Genomic DNA, 18,951 nt, shown 5'->3' on the forward strand with positions numbered 1-18,951 from the left:
CTCAAAGCCGTGTAGCGCGGCGCAGGCAGCAGCCCCACGATGGCCACCGACCCCACACAGCGTTATTACCGCGCGCCCTGCCCGGGCTGCGGCGCGCCGGTTGAATTCCGCAGCGCGCAGTCCACGCACGCCGTCTGCGGCTACTGCCAGAGCACCGTCGTGCGCAGCGGCGATGTGCTCACGCGCCTGGGCAAGATGGCCGAGCTGTTCGACGACCACAGCCCGCTGCAGCTCATGGCCAGTGGGCGCATCCAGCTCGATGGCAAGGACGTGCCCTTCACCCTGGTGGGCCGCCTGCAATACAAGGGCGATGCGGGTGTCTGGACCGAATGGGCCGCCTTCCTCAACGACGGCACCCTGGCCACCCTGGGCGAGGACAACGGCGCCTACGTCTTCACGCGCACGATCGACCCCGGCCGCGAGATGCCCGAGGCCGCGCGTTTTCGCATCGGCAGCACCACGGCCATCAATGGCAAGCCGTACAGCGTGGCCTACACGGGCCAGGCATCGCTGATCTCGGCCCAGGGCGAGCTGCCCAAGCTGCCGCCCCTGGGCGAGCCCTTCGGCATGGTCGAGCTGCGCAGCGCCGACGGTGAAGTGGTCAGCATCGACTACGGCCACACGCCGCCCAACGTCGAGCGCGGCAAGTCTGTGCTGCTGGAAGATCTGCAGCTCCAGGGCCTCAAGGACGAATCCGCCAAGGACGAAAAAGGCCGCCAGTTCAACTGCCCGCACTGCGGCGCGCCGGTGCAGGTGCAGCTGGCGGGCACCAAGAGCATCACCTGCGGCTCGTGCGCCAGCATCATCAGCCTCGATAGCGGCGTGGGCGGTGAGCTGCGCTCGGCCGAGCAGGACGAGCCGGTGCAGCCGCTCATCCCGCTGGGCAGCAAGGGCCAGCTGCAGGGCGTGCATTGGCAGGTGGTGGGCTTTCAGCACCGCATGGGTGTGGAGCCCGGCGACGACGAGCACTTCGGCTGGAGCGAATACCTGCTCTACAACCAGAAGCGCGGCTTTGCCTTCCTGGTGGATTCGGAAGAGGGCTGGAGCATGGTGCGCCCCACCACGGGCGCGCCGCAGATGGCGGCCACCGGGCGCTCGGCCACCTACATGGGCACCAAGTACGAGCTCAAGTACACCTACGAGGCCGAAACCACCTACGTGCTGGGCGAGTTTTACTGGCAGGTCACGCGCGGCCAGAAGACCACCAACCGCGACTTTGCCAGTGCCAAAGGCCTGCTCTCGATGGAGCAAAGCCCGAACGAGATCACCTGGTCGGCCGGGGACAAGCTCGCCAGCGATACGGTGGCCAAGGCCTTCAAGCTCGAAGACAAGGCGGACGCGCTGCAGCGCGACGACCCCGGCCCCTTCGCGGCCAAGTCGGGCCTGGGCTGCGGCACCATCATCCTGATTGCGATCATCATCATCATCCTGCTGATCATCCTGAGCAATTGTTCAGGATCGTCGGGCAGCGGCTACCGCAGTTCAGGCGGATCGTTCGGTGGATACTCGTCCGGCGGAAGCCACAAGTAAGCGACTGGACGGACCCCGCCGCCCGCTTTCAGACCGATCCACGCCCCCTGGCCCGACCGACAACCCACCCACAAACACCCGTTTCAAGGAGATCCCATCATGATCGGCATCGAATGGCTCAAGCCCGCAGCGTTCCTCGGGTCCATCCTCTACGCCATCATCGGCGTGGTCATTTTCTGGCTGTGTTTTGTCATCGTGGACAAGATCACCCCCTACGACCTGTGGCGCGAAATCGTCGAAAAGCAGAACCAGGCCCTGGGGCTGGTGGTGGCGGCGATGTGCCTGGGCATCAGCATCATCGTGGCGGCAGCCATTCACTGACGCACCTTGCCTGAAGCGGCGCGCGCCCCTGCGGCGCGCCGGTACCTGCCTTGCAATCCGACCTGACTTCTCCTGCCTCGCCGTCCGAGGCCCCGGGCGCCCACTCCGGCCCCCGCCCCATCGAAATCGCCCTGCTCATCAGCGTGTTCGTCGTGGCCGCCTGCGGGCTGCTGTACGAGCTGGCTGCGGGTGCGCTCGCGTCCTATGTGCTGGGCGATTCGGTGCTGCAGTTCAGCACCATCATCGGCACCTACCTGTTCGCCATGGGCGTGGGCTCGTGGCTGTCGCGGTACTTCGAGCGGCAGCTGCCAGCGCACTTTTTGCGCATCGAATTGCTGGTGGCGCTGATTGGCGGCGCCTTGCCTGCCACGCTGTTCCTGGCCAACGCGTACGCGCCGGGCGCGTTTCGCTTTCTGCTGTACGGCATGGTGCTGATGGTGGGCACGCTGGTGGGGCTGGAGATCCCCTTGGTGATGCGCATCCTCAAGCGCAATGTGGCCCTCAAGGACCTGGTCTCCCAGGTGCTCACGTTCGACTACCTGGGCGCGCTGGCGGTGTCGCTGGCGTTCCCGCTGCTGCTGGTGCCGCACCTGGGGCTCATCCGCACGGGGCTGCTGTTCGGGGTGATGAACGCGGCCGTGGCGCTGTGGGCGGTGTGGCTGTTTAGGCACGAGCTGCGGCGCCTGAAGGCGCACCTGGTGGCCTGCGTGATGGTGCTGGGCATCCTGCTGGCCGCTCTGGCGGGGGCTGAGCACATCACCAGCGTGGCCGAAGACAAGTTCTACCAGGACCGCATCGTCTTCAGCACCGCGTCGCCTTACCAGCGTATCGTGGTCACGCAGGGGCGCGTGGGGCACCGGCTGTACCTCAACGGCAACCTGCAGTTTGCGCAGGCCGACGAGTACCGCTACCACGAAGCCCTGGTGCACCCCGCCATGTCGGCACACGGTGCGCCCAAACGAGTGGCGGTGCTGGGCGGTGGCGACGGCATGGCCGTGCGCGAGATCCTCAAGTACCCCTCGGTCGAGTCCGTGACGCTGGTCGAACTGGACCCGGCCATGACAAAAATCTTCAGCGAGAACCCCACGCTCGCACGCCTGAACGGCAACGCCTTGCAGAACCCCAAGGTGAAGATCGTCAACACAGATGCCTTTGGCTGGCTGCAGGAGGGGGCGGACACTTTTGACGTCATCGTGGTGGACTTTCCCGACCCCACCAACTTCTCGATCGGCAAGCTCTACACCAACAGCTTTTATGCGCTGCTGGACAAACGCCTGGCGGCCAGTGGCTACGCGGTGGTGCAGACCACGTCCCCGCTGGTGGCGCGCAAAAGTTACTGGACGGTGGTGCAGACCATCGAGTCCGTGGGCTTGCACACTGCGCCTTACCACGCGCACGTGCCCAGCTTTGGCGAATGGGGCTTCATCATCGCGAGCCGCAGGCCCTGGCGCCTGCCCGAGGCCTTGCCCGACGGCCTGCGTTTTCTGGGCACCGACTCGCTGCCCCTGCTGTTCGATTTTCCGCGCGACATGGCGCGGGTGCCTGCCGAAGTGAATCGGCTGTCGAACCAGGCGCTGGTGCACACGTACGAGCGCGAGTGGGGAAAACATTGAGAAGCCCCCCTGAGCCGCTTCGCGTCTTCCCCCCGCTCTCGCAGCGCTGCGCGCAGCGGGCAGGGGGACGCCCCCAGCGCGGCGGGGCGGCCCTTGCGCGGGGGCCGCTGGTCTGGGCCGCGCCGGTCGCAAGCGGCGCAGGCGTTGCGTACACCCGGAGACACTGACGCCATGCAACGTCGCCATTTCCTAGCCACCGCCGCCGCCTCGACTGCCGCCGCGGTGCTCCTGCCGGGTTGCGACAAGGCCCCTCGCGTCTTGGAAGGCGGCTTCACCGGCATCGACATGGCGCGGGGCCACCAGCTGCGCGATCGGCTCAAGGCCGGCACCTGGCCCGCACCGGCCGTGGTGCGGCGCGCGCAGGTCATCATCGCGGGCGGCGGTGTGGCGGGGCTGGCGGCGGCGCGGTCGCTGCGGCTGGCCGGGGTGGAGGACTTCGCGCTGCTGGAGCTGGAAGACAGTGCGGGCGGCAACAGCCGGGGCGGGGCCGTGCAGGGCATTGCCTGCCCGCTTGGCGCGCACTACCTGCCGGTGCCCGGCGACGATGCGCGCGAAGTGCAGGATCTGCTGGAAGAGCTGGGCTTGCGCCAGCGCGTGGCGGGCCGTTGGCGCTATGACGAACGCCACCTGTGCCACAGCCCGCAGGAGCGGCTTTTCTTTGAGGGCGAGTGGCAGGAAGGCCTACTGCCCGCGCACGGGGTGCCGGACACCACGCTGGCCCAGTACCGCCGCTTTGCGCAGGCGGTGGACGACGCAGCCAAAGCCGCGCGTTTCACCATGCCCGTGCTGCGGTCGCTGGGCCCGGGCAAGCCGCTGGCCAAGCCCCACCAGGCGCTGGATGCACTGACGTTTGCCGCCTGGCTGGCGCAAGAGGGCTTTGACGACGAGCACCTGCTCTGGTACCTGAACTACTGCTGCCGCGACGACTACGGCGCGGGCGCGGCGCGGGTTTCGGCCTGGGCGGGCATCCACTACTTTGCCAGCCGCCACGGTTTTCACGCCCCCGGCGAGGCGGCGGACGAGGCCCGTGAAAGCGTGCTGACCTGGCCCGAAGGCAATGGCTGGATCACCCAGCGCCTGGCCGAGCCCCTGCGCGCCGGAGGCCAGCTGCGCACCGCCACCAGCGTGCTGCGCATTACCGAAACCCGCCACGGCGTGGAGGTGGATGCCTTCAACCACGCCACCGACAGCGTGGAGCGGTGGCAGGCGCCGCGCTGCATCGTGGCGCTGCCGGTGTTCGTGGCGGCGCGTGTGGTGCAAAGCCCGCCCGCCTTCCTGACCGGCGCGGCGCAGCGCCTGCAGTCGGCCCCCTGGCTGGTGGCCAATATCCACATCGACAGCCCCCTCACCGACCGCCCCGGCGCCGCGCCCGCGTGGGACAACGTGCTCTACGCCGACCCCACCGCCGGCGGCCTGGGGTATGTGAACGCCGGGCACCAGCGGCTGGACACCCGCGCCGCTCTGGCCGGGCCCACGGTGCTCACCTACTACCAGGCGCTGGGCGACGTGCCCGACGGCCGCCAGCAACTGGCCACCCAGCCCTGGCAACCGTGGGCCGAGGCTGTGCTGGCCACCCTGGCCGTACCCCATCCCGACCTGCGACAGCGCGCCACGCGCGTGGACATCACCCGCTACGGCCACGCCATGGCCATCCCTACGCCGGGAATGCTCGGGTTTTTAAGCAAAATTGGCCTCCAGCGCTTATCTGGTAAGCGCAAACAGCTATCAAATGGGGAGCAAGTGCCCTGGATTCCCACCCCCGCCACGGCGCGGCTGTCGTTTGCGCACAGCGACTGGTCCGGCTACTCGGTGCTGGAAGAGGCCTTCACGCGCGGGCATGGGGCCGGGCTGGTGGCGGCGGGGTGAGTGGGTGAAGGGGGGCGACGACGGGCAAGGCGCACCGCTACGCGCGCTGCACATCCCACCACAGGCCCAGGCACAACGCCACGCCCACGGCATACAGCATCCACGTGAGCGAGATGGCGTAGGGGTAGAACATGAGCGCCACGCCCCACCAGCGCGTGCGCCGCTGCGGTGTTTTTTTGCCGTGCCAGTACGCGGCCATGCCGATAAGGCCGAACACGACGGCGCCCGCGATGTAGGCCGGGCTGGGCAGTTCCAGTCCGAGGGATTGCAATGTGGAAAGGGTGTCCATGCGGGTGGGTTCGGCGGTGGGGTGGCGGGGTGCGTGTGGGCAGCGGGACCGGTGTGATTCCCCGGCGCGGCAAAAGGTCCATGAAATCAAGCCGGTGGGGGACCGCCTGAGTATCGGCATCGAACGCAGTAACCCGGTGGCAGTGGACATCATGTCCTGTGGGCATGCCATGTCCATTCCGGTGTCGGGCAGGCAGCAATTTTCATGAAAAATTGGCCTGTAGCGCTTGACAGTAAAGCGCAAGTAGCTATCAAATGGTGAGCAAATGCTCTGGATACTGACACTTGCAACAAGCCTGTTTGTGCACCGCGATGGGGCCGGCGATTCGGTGTTGGCAGAGGCCTTCACGCGTGGCCATGGGGCCTGGCGGATGGCAGCGGGTTGAACGAACACGATGGCGGGCACCGAACTGCACATCCACGTGGCGCGGCAGCAGCTGGACGTGGTGGTGGACGGCGCCATCGAGCGCAGCTACCCGGTATCGACCGCCCTGAACGGCGTGGGCGAACGCAGCGGCAGCGGCTGCACCCCGCGCGGCGCACACCGCGTGCGGGCCAAGGTGGGCGCGGGCTGCGCGCCGGGCACGGTGTTTGTGGGGCGCCGCGCCACGGGCGAAATCTATTCACCCGCGCTGGCCGCCCAGCACCCGGGGCGCGACTGGATCCTGAGCCGCATTCTGTGGCTCACCGGCTGCACGCCCGGCGTCAACCGGGGCGGTGCGGTGGACACGCTGCGCCGTGAGAACCTGTTCAAGGTCTTTTCGGGGATCGCATTGGAGTGCAATCGGGATGAGTGGATGCTTCGGATGCGCCGCATGGGCTCGTGCCCATGCAAGCAGACGAGGCTTCCAATCGCCCGATTTCACTCCAACCCTTCGGGCAAGTGCCTTGCCGGGCGGTCTGCGGCGTTGCGGTGCTTGCCAATAGCACGGGCTATTGGCTGCGCCCCGCGCCTTGCATCCCATCCCGGCAAGGCACTTGTGCGACCCCGAAAAGACCTTGAACAGGTTCTTACATCTACCTCCACGGCTGTCCTGAAGGGCTCCCCATGGGCGTGCCCGCCTCGCACGGCTGCGTGCGCATGACCAATGCCGATGTGATCGACCTGTTTGACCGGGTCCCGGTGGGCACGTGGGTGCACATCGATGGAACACCGGCCACTTCGCCGCCAGCCGGTACAGCGCCATGACGGACAAGGCTCCTCCCCACAGCCCGGCGCCTGTACCGCCCGCGGTGGCCGCACCGCTTTCACTCGACCGCCGCTTCCTCGTTTTTCTCGGCCCCTTGGTGCTCACCAACATCCTGCAGGCGCTTACCGGCACGGTGAACCACATCTACGTGGGGCGGCTGCTGGGCGCGGGCTCGCTGGCGGCCGTGGCGTCGTTCATGCCGCTGTTCCTGCTGCTCAGCGCCTTCATCTTTGGCCTGGGCAATGGGGCATCCATCCTCGTTGGCCAGGCCTTTGGCGCGCGCAACCCTGCGCGGCTGCGCGCCGTGGCGGGGACCACGCTGTGCGCTGGCATGGTGCTGGGCCTCGTGCTGGGCACCGTGGGTATGGTGGTGGCGCGCCCCGTGATGGTGGCGCTGGGCACGCCCGCCGATGTGCTGCCCCAGGCGGTGGTGTATGCGCGGGCCATGATGGCGCTGTTTCCAGTGCTGTTCACCTCCATGCTCACGGCGGCGCTGCTGCGCGGCACGGGCGACACCGTGACACCGCTGCGCGCGCTGGTGGTGTCGCTGTCGGCCACGGTGGTGCTGGCGCCGCTGTTCATCCGGGGCGTGCCCGCCATCGGGTTGCCTGCGCTGGGCATTCTGGGCGGGGTGGCCGCGCTGTTGCTGGCCACGCTGGCGTCGCTGGGCTGGACGGCCTGGCACCTGCGGCGCCGCGCGCATGTGCTGGCCCCCACGCGGGCGCTGGCGGGGCAGATGCGGCTGGACGCGGCCTTGCTGCGCACCCTCCTTCGTCTGGGCGTGCCCACGGGGTTGTTTTTCATCACAGGTTCTCTGGCGGACCTGGGCCTGCTGAGTCTGGTCAACGCGCATGGCTCAGCGGCCACGGCGGCCTGGGGCGCGGCCAGCCAGGTCATGTCGTATGTGCTGTTCCCGGCGATGGCGGTGGCCATTGCGTCGTCGGTGTTCGCGGCGCAGGCCATTGGTGCGGGCCAGGGCCACGAGGTGGTGGCTGTCACGCGCACCGGCATGCGCATGAACCTGTTGCTCACGGGCGGCCTGGCGGTGCTGATGTTCGGCGCCGCGCCCTGGGTGGTGGGCCTGTTTGTGGCCGACGCCCGCGTGACCGACATCGCTGCACGTGTGCTGCATCTCACGGTGTGGGGCGCGGTGTTCTTTGGGTGGGCCAGCGTGTATTCCAGCGTGATGCGCGCCAGTGGCACCGTGCTGGCGCCCACGCTCATTTCGCTCGGTTGTCTGGCATGCCTGCTCGTGCCGCTGGGCTGGCTGCTGGGGCGCCAGTTTGGCCTGGTGGCCACCTGGGCGGCCTATCCGGCCACCTACCTGTGTGCCCTGGTGCTGCAGGGGCTGTACTTCCATGGCGTGTGGCGGCGCAAGGGCTTGCCGCATCGCCTGGTCTGATACTGAACTGAAATTTGATGAAAATGAGGCTGTGACGCTGATTGAATAAGCGCCAGCAGCTATCAAATGAAGAGCGTTCTGGAAAAAGGCGTGGCAGACGCCACCTTGCTGTTCGGGCCGTGCCCGGAGTGCTCGCGCCGGGTGCGCGCCCTCCGCAGAAAAATGAGGCGTTTGCGCGGTCTGACCCCCATGGCTATTCCTGGTACACCGGCGTAGACTGGCAGCGGAATTGCCCGTCAGTTGGAGTGGTCCATGCCAGCCAACTATGTCCCCGTGCAGCACCCCTGGTCGCCTTCGGCGTACCTCTCCAACGAGCCCGCAGGCTCCCGGGAGACGGGGTTCGCTTTTGCCACCATTTTTGTATCGGCGGCGCTGTTTGTGGTGGCAGTGGGGTTCGCCAGAATTCCACTGGGCCCGTTTCCTTCCTTCATCCCGATCTATGTCACCGCCCTGGTGATCTGCGATCTCATCACCGCCGTCCTGCTGTTCGGCCAGTACCGGGTGTTGCGGTCGGCGGCGCTGCTGGTGCTGGCGGGGGGCTACCTGTTCACGGCGACTTCCACCACCGCCTATGCCCTGATTTTCCCAGGCCTCTTTGCGCCGTCGGGGCTGCTCGGTTCTGGCCCGCAGACCTCGTCGGCCTTGTACATGTTGTGGCACACGGGGTTTCCGCTGGCCGTGATGGCGTATGCATCCGCCAGGAAGGGGCCGCTGCGGCTGCCCGCACTGGTGCGGGTGGCGCGGGCCAAGCCCTGGCAAGGCATTGCGGGCGTGGTGGCGCTGGTGGTGTTGGTGGTGGTGCTGTTCACCGCCTTTGCCACATCGGGGCATGCCTTTTTGCCCATGTTCATGGCGGGCGACCGCACCACGGTCGTGGGCAAGGTGTTCCTGGTGGGCATCTGGCTGTTGAGCCTGGCCGCCCTGGGGAGGCTGTGGCGCGGCAAGCCCCACACGGTGCTGGATGTATGGCTCCACGTCGTGATGAGCGTGTGGGTCTTCGACATCGCCTTGGCGGCCGTGCTCAATACCGGCCGCTACGACCTGGGCTGGTATGTGGGGCGCATCTATGGCTTGCTGGCGGCAGGCTTCCTGCTGATCGTGCTGCTCAGCGAAACGGCGCGCCAGCATGCGCGGCTGATGCAGGTCACCGCCGAGCTGCGGGTCGCCAACGACACCCTGTGGCAGATCTCGATGAAGGATGGGCTGACCCGGCTTGCCAACCGGCGTTCTTTTGACACGCACCTGGCAGAGCATCTGGCCGTTGCCGTGCGCCACCATCGGCACCTTGCGCTGGTCCTGGTGGATGTGGACCATTTCAAGGACTTCAACGACGCGTATGGACACCAGGCCGGAGACGAGTGCCTGAAATCGATTGCCCGCGCACTGGACACTTGCTGCCAGCGTCCGGCCGACCTGGCCGCGCGCTATGGGGGCGAAGAATTTGCGATGGTGTTGCCCGATACGGACCGCGAAGGCGCCGTGCACATTGCCCACGCCGCCCAGAAGGCGGTGGCCGCGCTGCAGATTGCGCACCAGCACAGCTCCACAGGCGTGTGGGTCAGCATCAGCAGCGGCGTGGCCAGCATCCGGCCTGGCGACGGGCTGAGCGCCCAGGCGCTGATTGGCGAGGCAGACAAGGCCCTGTACCGTGCCAAGAACAGCGGGCGCAACCAGGTGGCCGTGGGAGAGGCTTCGCAGGCATAGCCGCCGCGCGCCCCGCCGCGCTTGTGGTGGGCCGCGCCATGGGCGTCATGGGCACGTCACGGTGCGTTCACCACCACGTCACATCGGCGCGGCATGGTTGCGGGTTTCCTCTTCGCCCCACAGTGACCATGTTCCGACCCTCTTCCCTCGCCGTTTGTGCCGCGCTGCTGTGCGTTGCCTCCTCCACCGCGTTTGCCCAGCAGGCGTATCCGGCCACGCTGGCAGGCCACGCCGTGCTGCCTGCCTTCACCGTGATCGCCGCGCCCAAGGACGCGCCTCAGGACCTGCAGGTCAGTGGCAAGTTCACCACGCCGCGCCGCGTGGAGGCCGTGGGTTCGGTGCCCGGCCTGTCCGGCGGCCGCAACACAGGGGTTGCGCTGCCCTTTCAGGGCCAGCCGGTGCAGGGCCACTCGGGCATCAAGCGCATGGCCGATGGATCGTTCTGGATCCTCACCGACAACGGCGCGGGTGCCAAGGCCAACTCGCCCGATTTCATGCTGTATCTGAACCACTACACCGTGGATTTCAAGACAGGTCACTTCAACCGCAAGAACACGGTGTTCCTGCATGACCCCGACAAAAAGGTGCCGTTTCGCATCACCCACGAGGGCACCGACAAGCGCTACCTGACCGGCGCAGACTTCGACCCCGAAAGCTTCCAGTTCGCCGGTGGCGCACTGTGGATCGGCGAAGAGTTTGGCCCCTTCCTCATCAAGGCCGACCTGAACGGCAAGGTGCTGGCCGTGTTCGAGACGCAGGTGGATGGCAAGGTTGTGCGCTCGCCCGACGCGCCCGGCGTGCTGATGCCCGGTGCGCCCGATGCCAAGCCCACGCCGTTTGAAGTCAAGCGCTCCAAGGGTTACGAAGGCATGGCCTCGTCCAAGGACGGCAGCAAGCTCTATGCATTGCTCGAAGGCGCCCTGTGGAGCGACGAAGCCAAGGGCTATGAGAACGTGGGCGGCAAGCAGTACCTGCGTGTGCTGGAGTTTGACGTGAAGTCCGAGCAATGGACGGGCCGCCACTGGAAGTACGTGCTGGAGGCCAACCACCACGCCATTGGCGACTTCAACATGATCGACGGCACCACGGGCCTCATCATCGAGCGCGACAACGGCGAAGGCACGGCCGACAAGGCCTGCCCCGCAGACCAGAAGCGCACCGACTGCTTCCACGATCTCGCCAAGTTCAAGCGCGTCTACAAGGTCGAGATGAGCGACGCGAACGTGGGCGGCGAGATGCGCAAGATCGGCTACATCGACCTCATGAACATCCAGGACCCGCAGCGCCTGGCCAGGAAGCCCCTGAACAATGGCGTGTTGACCTTCCCGTTCTTCACCATCGAGAACGTGGACGTGGTGGACGCCACGCACATCGTGGTGGGCAACGACAACAACCTGCCCTTCAGCAGCAGCCGCGAGCCCAACAAGGCCGACGACAACGAGCTGGTGCTGCTGGAAGTGGGCGAGCTGCTGCGCGCAAGGTAAGGGGCACCCCCCCTGAGACGCTTCGCGTCTTCCCCCGCTCTCGCGCTGCGCGCGGGCAGGGGGACGCAGCCCTCGCTGCGGGGCGGCCCTTGCTCGGCTGCCCTGGCCTGGGTCGCGCCAGTTTTGAGCGCTGCAGACGGGTGCGATGCCCCGGAAAGACCGGTGTGTGGGGGCTCCAACCCTTGGGGCACCTTTGAATGCTGCGGGTGGCAAAATTCCCGGTTCCCGTTCCAACGCTCCACAAGCCGCGCCACCATGTTCACAGGCATCGTCCAAGCCACGGCAGGTATTGCCGCCATCCACGACCGCGCAGGGCTGCGCACCTTCACGCTCGATTTCCCCGAGGGCTTTTGCCAGGACCTGGCCATTGGCGCCAGTGTGGCCACCGACGGTGTGTGCCTCACGGTCACCGAAATCCTGTCGCCCACGCAGGCCAACTTCGATGTGATGCTGCAGAGCCTGAACATCACCACGCTGGGCAGCTACGGCCAAGGTGACCGCGTGAACGTGGAGCGCGCGGCCAAGGACGGCGCCGAGATCGGCGGCCACCCGCTGTCGGGCCATGTGGACTTCACCGGCACGCTCATCGAGCGCCGCGAGTTCGACAACAACCTGGTGTGGCGCGTGGCCGTGCCCGAGGCGTTTCGCCGCTATGTCTTCGCCAAGGGCTACATCGCCATCCACGGCGCCAGCCTCACGGTGGCCGAGGTGAACCGGCAGGAGGGCTGGTTCGAGATCTGGATGATTCCTGAAACACGCCGCGCGACGGTGTTTGAACACAAGCAGGTCGGCGACCGCCTGAACATCGAGATCGAGCGCAGCACCCAGGTGGTGGTGGACACCGTGCGCGAAGCCGTGCAGGAGAGCCTGGGCCGGCTGCAGCCGGTGCTGGAGGCCCTGCTCAAGGAAAAGGGCCTGTCGCTCGAAGACTTCGTGCAGCCGCCGGTGCTGAAGTGAGGGCTTGAAATCGTCAACGCGTTCTGTTGGCGCTTGCGTTGGCCGAAAAAACGGGCGCGTTCAGGCCCCGGCCACGTAGTCCAGAAAACCGGTCACCCGGCGCATACGGCCATGTGCGTCGATCTCCGCCACATCGGTGCCGCGCGCCACGGGTTCTGCACCCTCGGCCGCCAGCGCCCACGAAAAACGCACCACATCATGGTGCCCCTCGGGTGTGCCCAGCAGCGTGAAGCGGTGGCCGGCAAACCGCTGCTGGGCACCCGCAATCAGTGCGGTCAGGCCGTCGTGGCCCTGGCCTTCCATCATGGGGTCCTGGTACTGCACGTCGCTGCTGAAGGTGCTGCGCACCAGGTGGTCGCGCTGTGCTCCTTCGGTAGCGTTCCAGGCCGCGATGTAGCGCGCGGCCAGATCGGGTGCGGCCGTGGCGGCGGTGGGGGTGGTTGTGGGGTGCTCCAGGGTTTCGACGGTGTTCATGGCAAGCTCCTTGTAGGGGTGGGACGGGCCGTGCGCGGAGTGCCTGCGGCCTGGGGTCATTGTTCGAAGGAGCCTGAACGGCGTCGATAGCCCCGCAGGTCATGCGCGTCCCTATCATCCAGGTCCCGGCATTTTCTGAACACCGTGCCCCGATGCTTTCTTCCACACCTCTCGTCCGCCCCCTGGCAGTGCAGGACCTGCCAGGCCTGCTCGCCGTGCAACTGGCCTGCTATGGCGCGGGCTTCGTGGAGAGCCGCGAGGTTTTTGCAGCCCGCCTGGCCAGTCCGGCCAATTGTTCGCTGGTGCTCGAGCGCGCGGGCGTGGTCTGCGCGTACCTGGCGGCCTACCGGTCGTTGCGGGGCAAGGTGACGCCCCTGCATGGCGGCTTCGAGGCCGTACCGCAGCCCGATACGCTCTACCTGCACGACATGGCCGTGCTGCCCGGATGCGCGGGCCAGGGCCTGGCCCGCGCGCTGCTGCAGCCGATGTGGAAAGAGGCCAAGGCCCGGGGCCTGCGGCATACGGCGCTGGTGTCGGTGCAGGGCTCGCAGGCATACTGGGAGCGGCAAGGCTATGCCGTGCAAGCACTGGCCGATGCCGCGCAGCGCGAACGGCTGGCGAGCTATGGAGGCGGCGCGGTCTACATGGTGCGTGAACTCACCCCTTGATCAGCGCTTCCTTGCGCCATGATCCAGTCGCGGAAACGCCGCAGCGCGGGGTCGATCAAGGCTTCGGGACGGTACACCAGGTGGTAGGCCAACGGCGTGGCCAGGGGCTTGCAGTGCACGCAGACCAGCTCGCGCGCGGCCAGTTCCTGTTGCACCAGCGCGCGCCGCACCAGTGCAAAACCCCGGCCAGCCACGGCGGCCTCGATGGCGGCGTTGTGCGCGAAGACGATGCCGCCCTCGCAATCCAGGCCCGTGACGCCATGCGCCTCGCGCCACAGCCGCCAATCGCCTCGGTGCTCGTCGTGCAGCAGCCGGGCGCTGGTGATGTCGGCCACGCGCGCTGTCTTGCGCGGCGCCAGCAGGCGCGGGCTGCACACGGGCACCAGGTCGTCGGCCACCAGCACCTCGGACTGCAGGCCGGGATAGATGCCCTGCCCATGGCGCACGGCAAAGTGCACGCCCTCGGCCGCCAGGTCCACCGCGCGGTTGGTGCTGCCCACGTGCACGTCCACGTCCGGGTGCAGCTGCAAAAAACCGTGCAGGCGCGGCACCAGCCATTGCACCGCAAAGCCCGGCGTGCAGCTCACCAGCACCGCATGCCGGCGGTTCGTCGATGCAATGCGTGAGGTGGCATGCCCGATCACGGCCAGACCCTCGGCGCAGGCGGCCTGGTAGTCGCGCCCGGCAGCCGTGAGCGCCAGCCCACGCGGCTGGCGCTCGAACAGCGCGCAGCCCAGGAAGGCTTCGAGCTTGCGCACCTGCTGCGAGACGGCGCCGGGCGTGACGTGCAGCTCTTCGGCCGCACGCCGCACGCTCGCGTGGCGCGCCGTGGCCTCGAAGAAGCGGACAGCGATCAGGGGAGGCAGGCGCATGGTGGTGACTGGATAGTTTGGCTAAACAGGTGTAGAGAATAAATGGTTTGCTCTGGCTCTTCCCTGCGTCGAAGATCTACGGCATGGACCTCCCCAGCCTGCTCCGTTTTGTCGCCCTGGCCGCCCTGTGGGGCGGCAGCTTTTTGTTCATGCGCATCGCTGCCCCGGTGTGGGGCGCGGTGCCCACCGCCTTCGGCCGCGTGGTGCTCGGCGCCGCCGGGCTGCTGGCGTTGCTGGCCCTGGTGCGGCTGCGGCCTGCGTTCCAGGGCAAGCTCGGTGCCGCGCTGATGCTGGGCGTCTTCAATTCGGGCATACCTTTTCTGATGTTTGCACTGGCCGCACGCGTGCTGCCGGCGGGCTACAGCGCCATCCTCAACGCCACCACGCCGCTCATGGCCGTGGTGATCGGAGCGCTGGCCTTTGGTGAGCGCATTACCCTGGCCCGCGTGGGCGGGGTAGTGCTGGGCATGGGAGGGGTCGCGGTGCTCGCGCAGGCAGGGCCGGTCGTGCTCACCATGCCGGTGCTCGGCGGCATTGCTGCTTGCCTGGTAGCCACGGCCTGCTATGGCCTCTCCGGCTTCCTGACGCGGCGCTGGATCACCCAGCGCGGCGGACTGGACAGTCGCCTGGTGGCGCTGGGCAGCCAATGGGGTGCAGTGTTGGCGCTGGCTCCTTTCGCACTGTGGCAGACCGCGCAGCAGCCGGTGGCGACCTGGCTCTCGGCCGGCCCCGCCGTCTGGGGCGCCATGCTGGCGCTGGGCCTGCTGTGTACCTCATTCGCCTATGTGCTGTACTTCCGTCTTGTCGCGGATGTGGGCCCGGTCAAGGCGCTCACCGTGACTTTCCTGATCCCGCTGTTCGGGGTGGGCTGGGGCTGGCTGGTGCTGGGCGAAGCGGCTACCTTGGCCCATGCGGCGGGTGGCGTGCTGATCGCGGTGGCGCTGTGGCTGGTGCTTCGGCCCGCGCCGGCAGCCGCAGTGCCCGCGTCCACCCCTGCAGCCGCCGTGCGGCGCTGAGCAAGGGTTAGCGAGGGTTAGCGAGGGTAGGCCGTGGCAGCCACGCGTCATGGCGGCTGGTCATAATGCGCGCCATGCCCCACCGCTGGAAACCCAACGTCACCGTGGCCGCCCTCATTGAGCGCGATGGCCGTTTTTTGCTGGTCGAGGAAGAGACCACGGATGGCCTCAAGCTCAACAACCCTGCCGGCCACCTGGACCCGGGCGAGTCGCCCATCCAGGCCTGCGCGCGCGAGGTGCTGGAGGAGACGGCCCACGATTTTGTGCCCACGGCGTTGATCGGCGTGTACCTCAACCGCTTCACCAAAACCCGCACGGGCGACGACATCACCTACATGCGGTTTGCGTTTGCCGGCACACTCGGCACCCACCACGATTGGCGCGCGCTCGACACTGGCATCGTGCGCACCCTGTGGCTCACGGCGGACGAGATCCGTGCATGCCCCGAGCGCCACCGCAGCCCGCTGCTGCTGCGCGGCCTGGAGGACTATCTGGCGGGCCAGCGGTTTCCACTGACGCTGGTGCATACCGACATCTCGGTGACCGAACCTGCAGCCGAGTGACCGGCCCTGCCAGTGCGACAGTGGCTACTGGTCCACGGCGATCTTGTGGGTCTTCACGATGTTTTTGTAAAACTGGATGCGCTGCTGGATCTCCTTGCGGAAATCGACGGGCTTCACCGCTTCAGGGAGCATGGCGCCACGATCGTTCCACGCCTTGAGCGTTTGTGGGTCGCGAAGCACCGTGCGCATCGCTTCGTAGAGTTGCGCAACGATCGGTTCGGGCGTTTTTGCGGGCGCCGCCAGCCCCGTCCACGATGTGAGGTTCAACTCCGGCAACTTCAGCTCGTCGAAGGTCGGCACATCGGGCAGCTGGGGGGTGCGGATCGGTGACGCCACCGCCAGCGCGCGCAGGCGGCCGTTCTGAACCATGCTGAGGTTGGAGGACAGGTTGTTCCAGGTCATGTGTACTTGGCCCGCCTGCAGGTCGGTCAGCGCCGGGCCGGCGCCCCGGTATGGGATGTGGGTGATGGACAGCCCCAGCTTGGCCTTGAGCAGCTCCATGCTCAGATAGGCCAGCGAGCCGTTCCCAGACGAGGCGTAGTTCAGCTTGCCCGGGTTCTCCTTCACGTATTTCACGAACTCGGCGAAGTTCTTCACGGGCAGGCCGGGGGTGATCAAGAGCACATTGGCCAGGCGATCAATCAGCGTGATGGGGGTGAAGTCATTGACCGCGTCGTAGGGCAGGCTGGGCGACAGGGCGGGGTTGATCACATGCGTGGTCTGCGAGGTGACGATCAGCGTGTAGCCATCGGGCTGGGCCTTGGCCACCTGCGTGGTGCCGATGGTGCCGCCAGCGCCCCCTTTGTTTTCCACAATCACGGGCTGCCCCAGCACTCGGCCCAACCTGTCGGCTATCGCCCGGCCGGAGTTGTCTACGGCGCCTCCGGGCGGAAACGGCACCACCAGCGTGATCGGACGTGTGGGATAGCGGTCGGGCGCCTGGGCCAGGGCCGGCAGGGCAATGGCGCTCGTCACGGCGCTGGTCGATGCGATAAAGCGGCGGCGGTTCATGGGGGTGGGCATGGTGGGTCCTCTTGGTTGAAATCAGGCGTTGTCCAGGCAAGCGCTGCGGATATGGGCGGCCATCTCGTGCAGCAGGTCGGTGATGTCAGCGCGCACGTGGTTAGCGTGTGGCAGCGGCTCCCGCGTCTGCTCGTCCAGGTAGATGGCCCGGTTGATCTCGATCTGCAGGCTTTCATGACCCCGCGAAGGCGCCCCGAACCGGCGCAGCAGCTCCTGGCCTGCATAGGGGTCGTTGATGGCCACGCAGTAGCCGCGGCGGCGGAAAGCTTCGGCCACGCGCTGGGTGAATGCGCTGCTGCAGCTGCGACCGTTCAGGTCGCCCAGCACCACGTCGGCCAGCGGGCCGGGCGCCACGCGGCCCAGCCGCTCGTAGGCATTGCTGGGCATGGAATGCAAGTTCAAGTGCCAACGCGGGCCACGCTGGGCGGCGGCCTCCAGTGCCTGCGCCAGCGCATGCTGGTATGGGCGCCAGTAGTGGGTTATGCGGTGCGCCACCTCCTGGGCCGACAGGCGGCGCGCGTAGATGGGCTGGTGCGTGGGGGTGTGGCTGGGAACCAGCCCCATGCCCAGCTCCAGGGTGCGGGCGGTGGGGGCGGTGTTGCCGGGCCAGGCATCGGCCAGCATGGTGGGGTCGATGTCGTGCTCATGGCGGTTCGGGTCGATGTAGCTGCGCGCAAAGGTGGCGTGCACCAGCGTGCCGCCCACACGCGGCACGGCGTCCCACAGCCAGTGCACATGGGTGTCTTCGCACTTGCGCAGATCTGCGGTGGAGACGGCATAGCCAAAGTCGGGCGGATAGTCGGTGCCGCTGTGCGGAGAGTCGCAGACCAAAGGGATAGCGGCATCGGTGGCGGGCAGGAGCACCTGGACGGGCGCGGCGGGGAGAAGGGCTTCGGGTAGCTGCATGGTTCTCGGGAATCAAGGTGGGACAGATGGGCGAAGCGTAGGGAGCCAAGTGCCTGCGGGCAAACGACAATTTGATCTGCGCTGATAACCGGATGTAATCACCACCATGCAGTTCAAGTCCCCCTCGCTGCCCGAGTTGCACGCCTTTCTTGCGGTCTGCCAGCTTGGTAGTTTTCGACAGGCGGCGGGTGTGCTGTTCGTGACCCAGGCGGCTGTCAGCCGGGCAGTGCAACGGCTGGAGCAGCGGCTGGAATGCACGCTGCTGGACCGCTCCGGCCCCCGGGTGCTACCCACGGCGCGGGGCCGCGAATTCCAGCAATTGGTGGAGGCCCATGTGGCAGGCCTGGAGACCGCCGTGAGCCGGTTCGGGGTGCGCGCTTCAAAGCGTCGGCTGCGGGTCAGCGTAGTACCCACCCTGGCCACCCGCTGGCTTGTCCCACGGCTGGGCCAGTTCCACACGCTGCACCCGGACATCGAGATCGAGCTGCGGCCGTTCCACCACGATGAGAGTTTCACGCGCGACGACGTGGACCTGTGGGTCAATGTGAAGCGCCCCGGGCGCGCTTGGCCGCGCGGCATCCGTGCACGCTACCTGACGGGGCGAGAGATCGTGCCCGCTTGCACCCCGGCGCTGGCGGCCAAGCTGCGCCAACCGCGTGATCTGCTCAAGGCAACGCTGCTGTTGCACATCAACTTTCCCGGCAATTGGGCGCTGTGGCTGCAAAAGGCCGCAGGGATAGACGTAGCCCCCGTGCTGGGCCCGGGCTTTGATTTGGGCAACAACCTGATCGTTGCAGCCTGTGCTGGCATGGGGGTCACGGTGATCCAGCCCATGCTGATCGAAGCCGAACTGGCGTCGGGCCAGCTGGTGTTGCCCTTCAGCCCGGCCGTGAACACGGACCGGGGCTATTACCTGTGCAGCCGTGCAGCACTGGCCGAGAACGAAGCGGTCGCGCGGTTCACACGCTGGCTGCTGGGTGAGGCTCAGGCCAGCAGCGAACGGGCCGGCTTTTCAGCACGCGGCAGCGTGGCGCGCAAGAAGATGGCCTGACCTGCATGGTGCGGCGGGGGCAC

Annotated in this window: 19 protein-coding genes; 14 read left to right on the forward strand and 5 right to left on the reverse strand. The window is 67.2% G+C overall.

Annotation, left to right across the window (positions count from 1 at the left end; genetic code table 11):
* The first annotated feature begins 39 nt into the window (after positions 1 to 39).
* The 4 genes from ASE39_RS11995 to ASE39_RS12010 all read left to right on the forward strand — a co-directional run bounded on the left by ASE39_RS11995 (position 40) and on the right by ASE39_RS12010 (position 5,330).
* Entirely contained in the window at positions 40 to 1,530 is a 1,491-nt protein-coding gene (locus ASE39_RS11995; RefSeq protein ID WP_057227646.1) for a DUF4178 domain-containing protein, read from the forward strand.
* A 99-nt stretch (positions 1,531 to 1,629) separates the two neighbouring features.
* The gene (locus ASE39_RS12000; RefSeq protein ID WP_010464743.1) at positions 1,630 to 1,851 is read left to right on the forward strand and encodes a DUF350 domain-containing protein; all 222 of its coding nucleotides are present in this window, start codon (positions 1,630 to 1,632) and stop codon (positions 1,849 to 1,851) included.
* A gap of 50 nt (positions 1,852 to 1,901) precedes the next feature.
* Positions 1,902 to 3,464 carry a polyamine aminopropyltransferase gene (locus ASE39_RS12005; protein WP_057227644.1) on the forward strand — a complete coding sequence of 521 codons (1,563 nt, stop codon included), beginning with the start codon at positions 1,902 to 1,904 and terminating at the stop codon, positions 3,462 to 3,464.
* Positions 3,465 to 3,635: 171 nt separating this feature from the next.
* Positions 3,636 to 5,330, forward strand: coding sequence for an NAD(P)-binding protein (locus ASE39_RS12010; RefSeq protein ID WP_057271269.1), 1,695 nt, complete (start codon positions 3,636 to 3,638; stop codon positions 5,328 to 5,330).
* 37 nt (positions 5,331 to 5,367) lie between these two features.
* Here ASE39_RS12010 and ASE39_RS12015 read toward each other — a convergent pair whose 3' ends face one another.
* On the reverse strand, positions 5,368 to 5,619 hold the full coding sequence (locus ASE39_RS12015; protein WP_057271270.1) for a hypothetical protein: 252 nt from the start codon (positions 5,617 to 5,619) through the stop codon (positions 5,368 to 5,370).
* 394 nt (positions 5,620 to 6,013) lie between these two features.
* On the opposite strand from ASE39_RS12015, the gene ASE39_RS26890 reads away from it, so the two are divergent.
* The 6 genes from ASE39_RS26890 (at position 6,014) to ASE39_RS12040 (ending at position 12,355) form a co-directional block, all read left to right on the forward strand.
* Complete coding sequence (locus tag ASE39_RS26890; protein ID WP_199864271.1) at positions 6,014 to 6,703, forward strand: L,D-transpeptidase; 690 nt, start codon at positions 6,014 to 6,016, stop codon at positions 6,701 to 6,703.
* Entirely contained in the window at positions 6,667 to 6,807 is a 141-nt protein-coding gene (locus tag ASE39_RS25835) for a L,D-transpeptidase (protein ID WP_082615407.1), read from the forward strand. Before ASE39_RS26890 ends, ASE39_RS25835 begins: the two co-directional genes overlap by 37 nt.
* Complete coding sequence (locus ASE39_RS12025) at positions 6,750 to 8,210, forward strand: MATE family efflux transporter (protein ID WP_242421418.1); 1,461 nt, start codon at positions 6,750 to 6,752, stop codon at positions 8,208 to 8,210. Before ASE39_RS25835 ends, ASE39_RS12025 begins: the two co-directional genes overlap by 58 nt.
* Before the next feature lie 252 nt (positions 8,211 to 8,462).
* Positions 8,463 to 9,914: a diguanylate cyclase gene (locus ASE39_RS12030; RefSeq protein ID WP_057271271.1), complete on the forward strand. Its 1,452-nt coding sequence runs from the start codon at positions 8,463 to 8,465 to the stop codon at positions 9,912 to 9,914.
* A 128-nt stretch (positions 9,915 to 10,042) separates the two neighbouring features.
* The gene (locus ASE39_RS12035; protein WP_057271272.1) at positions 10,043 to 11,398 is read left to right on the forward strand and encodes an esterase-like activity of phytase family protein; all 1,356 of its coding nucleotides are present in this window, start codon (positions 10,043 to 10,045) and stop codon (positions 11,396 to 11,398) included.
* A gap of 255 nt (positions 11,399 to 11,653) precedes the next feature.
* The gene (locus ASE39_RS12040) at positions 11,654 to 12,355 is read left to right on the forward strand and encodes a riboflavin synthase (protein WP_057271273.1); all 702 of its coding nucleotides are present in this window, start codon (positions 11,654 to 11,656) and stop codon (positions 12,353 to 12,355) included.
* Positions 12,356 to 12,415: 60 nt separating this feature from the next.
* Here the strand turns inward: ASE39_RS12040 and ASE39_RS12045 are convergent, their stop codons facing one another.
* Positions 12,416 to 12,829 carry a nuclear transport factor 2 family protein gene (locus ASE39_RS12045; RefSeq protein WP_140426756.1) on the reverse strand — a complete coding sequence of 138 codons (414 nt, stop codon included), beginning with the start codon at positions 12,827 to 12,829 and terminating at the stop codon, positions 12,416 to 12,418.
* A gap of 152 nt (positions 12,830 to 12,981) precedes the next feature.
* On the opposite strand from ASE39_RS12045, the gene ASE39_RS12050 reads away from it, so the two are divergent.
* Entirely contained in the window at positions 12,982 to 13,497 is a 516-nt protein-coding gene (locus ASE39_RS12050; RefSeq protein ID WP_057271274.1) for a GNAT family N-acetyltransferase, read from the forward strand.
* Here ASE39_RS12050 and gcvA read toward each other — a convergent pair.
* A complete protein-coding gene (gene gcvA, locus ASE39_RS12055; RefSeq protein ID WP_057271275.1) occupies positions 13,470 to 14,369 on the reverse strand; it encodes a transcriptional regulator GcvA in 900 nt (299 codons plus the stop codon). The two genes, ASE39_RS12050 and gcvA, sit on opposite strands and share 28 nt — an antisense overlap.
* A gap of 83 nt (positions 14,370 to 14,452) precedes the next feature.
* Between gcvA and ASE39_RS12060 the strand changes: the two genes are divergently transcribed.
* On the forward strand, positions 14,453 to 15,385 hold the full coding sequence (locus ASE39_RS12060; protein ID WP_057271276.1) for a DMT family transporter: 933 nt from the start codon (positions 14,453 to 14,455) through the stop codon (positions 15,383 to 15,385).
* A 74-nt stretch (positions 15,386 to 15,459) separates the two neighbouring features.
* Positions 15,460 to 15,948 (forward strand): NUDIX hydrolase, encoded by a 489-nt coding sequence (locus ASE39_RS12065; protein WP_057271467.1) that lies wholly within the window; start codon positions 15,460 to 15,462, stop codon positions 15,946 to 15,948.
* A 24-nt stretch (positions 15,949 to 15,972) separates the two neighbouring features.
* Here ASE39_RS12065 and ASE39_RS12070 read toward each other — a convergent pair whose 3' ends face one another.
* Both ASE39_RS12070 and ASE39_RS12075 read right to left on the reverse strand, forming a co-directional pair.
* The gene (locus ASE39_RS12070) at positions 15,973 to 16,971 is read right to left on the reverse strand and encodes a tripartite tricarboxylate transporter substrate binding protein (protein ID WP_057271277.1); all 999 of its coding nucleotides are present in this window, start codon (positions 16,969 to 16,971) and stop codon (positions 15,973 to 15,975) included.
* Between the two features lie 21 nt (positions 16,972 to 16,992).
* Entirely contained in the window at positions 16,993 to 17,877 is an 885-nt protein-coding gene (locus ASE39_RS12075) for an N-formylglutamate amidohydrolase (protein ID WP_057271278.1), read from the reverse strand.
* A 106-nt stretch (positions 17,878 to 17,983) separates the two neighbouring features.
* On the opposite strand from ASE39_RS12075, the gene ASE39_RS12080 reads away from it, so the two are divergent.
* On the forward strand, positions 17,984 to 18,928 hold the full coding sequence (locus tag ASE39_RS12080) for a LysR substrate-binding domain-containing protein (protein WP_057271279.1): 945 nt from the start codon (positions 17,984 to 17,986) through the stop codon (positions 18,926 to 18,928).
* The last annotated feature ends 23 nt before the right edge of the window (positions 18,929 to 18,951 follow it).

The sequence above is a fragment of the Acidovorax sp. Root267 genome, assembly GCF_001429215.1.
In the GTDB taxonomy this organism is placed as follows: Bacteria; Pseudomonadota; Gammaproteobacteria; order Burkholderiales; family Burkholderiaceae_C; genus Acidovorax; species Acidovorax radicis.

Bases quoted from the DNA above. Each gene is read 5' to 3' on its own strand.
- ASE39_RS25835 (WP_082615407.1), top strand. From the start codon at position 6,667: ATGGGCGTGCCCGCCTCGCACGGCTGCGTGCGCATGACCAATGCCGAT.
- ASE39_RS12035 (WP_057271272.1), top strand. From the start codon at position 10,043: ATGTTCCGACCCTCTTCCCTCGCCGTTTGTGCCGCGCTGCTGTGCGTT.
- ASE39_RS12060 (WP_057271276.1), top strand. From the start codon at position 14,453: ATGGACCTCCCCAGCCTGCTCCGTTTTGTCGCCCTGGCCGCCCTGTGG.
- ASE39_RS12030 (WP_057271271.1), top strand. From the start codon at position 8,463: ATGCCAGCCAACTATGTCCCCGTGCAGCACCCCTGGTCGCCTTCGGCG.
- ASE39_RS12065 (WP_057271467.1), top strand. From the start codon at position 15,460: ATGCCCCACCGCTGGAAACCCAACGTCACCGTGGCCGCCCTCATTGAG.
- ASE39_RS11995 (WP_057227646.1), top strand. From the start codon at position 40: ATGGCCACCGACCCCACACAGCGTTATTACCGCGCGCCCTGCCCGGGC.
- ASE39_RS26890 (WP_199864271.1), top strand. From the start codon at position 6,014: ATGGCGGGCACCGAACTGCACATCCACGTGGCGCGGCAGCAGCTGGAC.
- ASE39_RS12075 (WP_057271278.1), bottom strand. From the start codon at position 17,877: ATGCAGCTACCCGAAGCCCTTCTCCCCGCCGCGCCCGTCCAGGTGCTC.
- ASE39_RS12070 (WP_057271277.1), bottom strand. From the start codon at position 16,971: ATGCCCACCCCCATGAACCGCCGCCGCTTTATCGCATCGACCAGCGCC.
- ASE39_RS12015 (WP_057271270.1), bottom strand. From the start codon at position 5,619: ATGGACACCCTTTCCACATTGCAATCCCTCGGACTGGAACTGCCCAGC.
- ASE39_RS12040 (WP_057271273.1), top strand. From the start codon at position 11,654: ATGTTCACAGGCATCGTCCAAGCCACGGCAGGTATTGCCGCCATCCAC.
- ASE39_RS12045 (WP_140426756.1), bottom strand. From the start codon at position 12,829: ATGAACACCGTCGAAACCCTGGAGCACCCCACAACCACCCCCACCGCC.
- ASE39_RS12000 (WP_010464743.1), top strand. From the start codon at position 1,630: ATGATCGGCATCGAATGGCTCAAGCCCGCAGCGTTCCTCGGGTCCATC.
- ASE39_RS12010 (WP_057271269.1), top strand. From the start codon at position 3,636: ATGCAACGTCGCCATTTCCTAGCCACCGCCGCCGCCTCGACTGCCGCC.
- gcvA (WP_057271275.1), bottom strand. From the start codon at position 14,369: ATGCGCCTGCCTCCCCTGATCGCTGTCCGCTTCTTCGAGGCCACGGCG.
- ASE39_RS12050 (WP_057271274.1), top strand. From the start codon at position 12,982: ATGCTTTCTTCCACACCTCTCGTCCGCCCCCTGGCAGTGCAGGACCTG.
- ASE39_RS12080 (WP_057271279.1), top strand. From the start codon at position 17,984: ATGCAGTTCAAGTCCCCCTCGCTGCCCGAGTTGCACGCCTTTCTTGCG.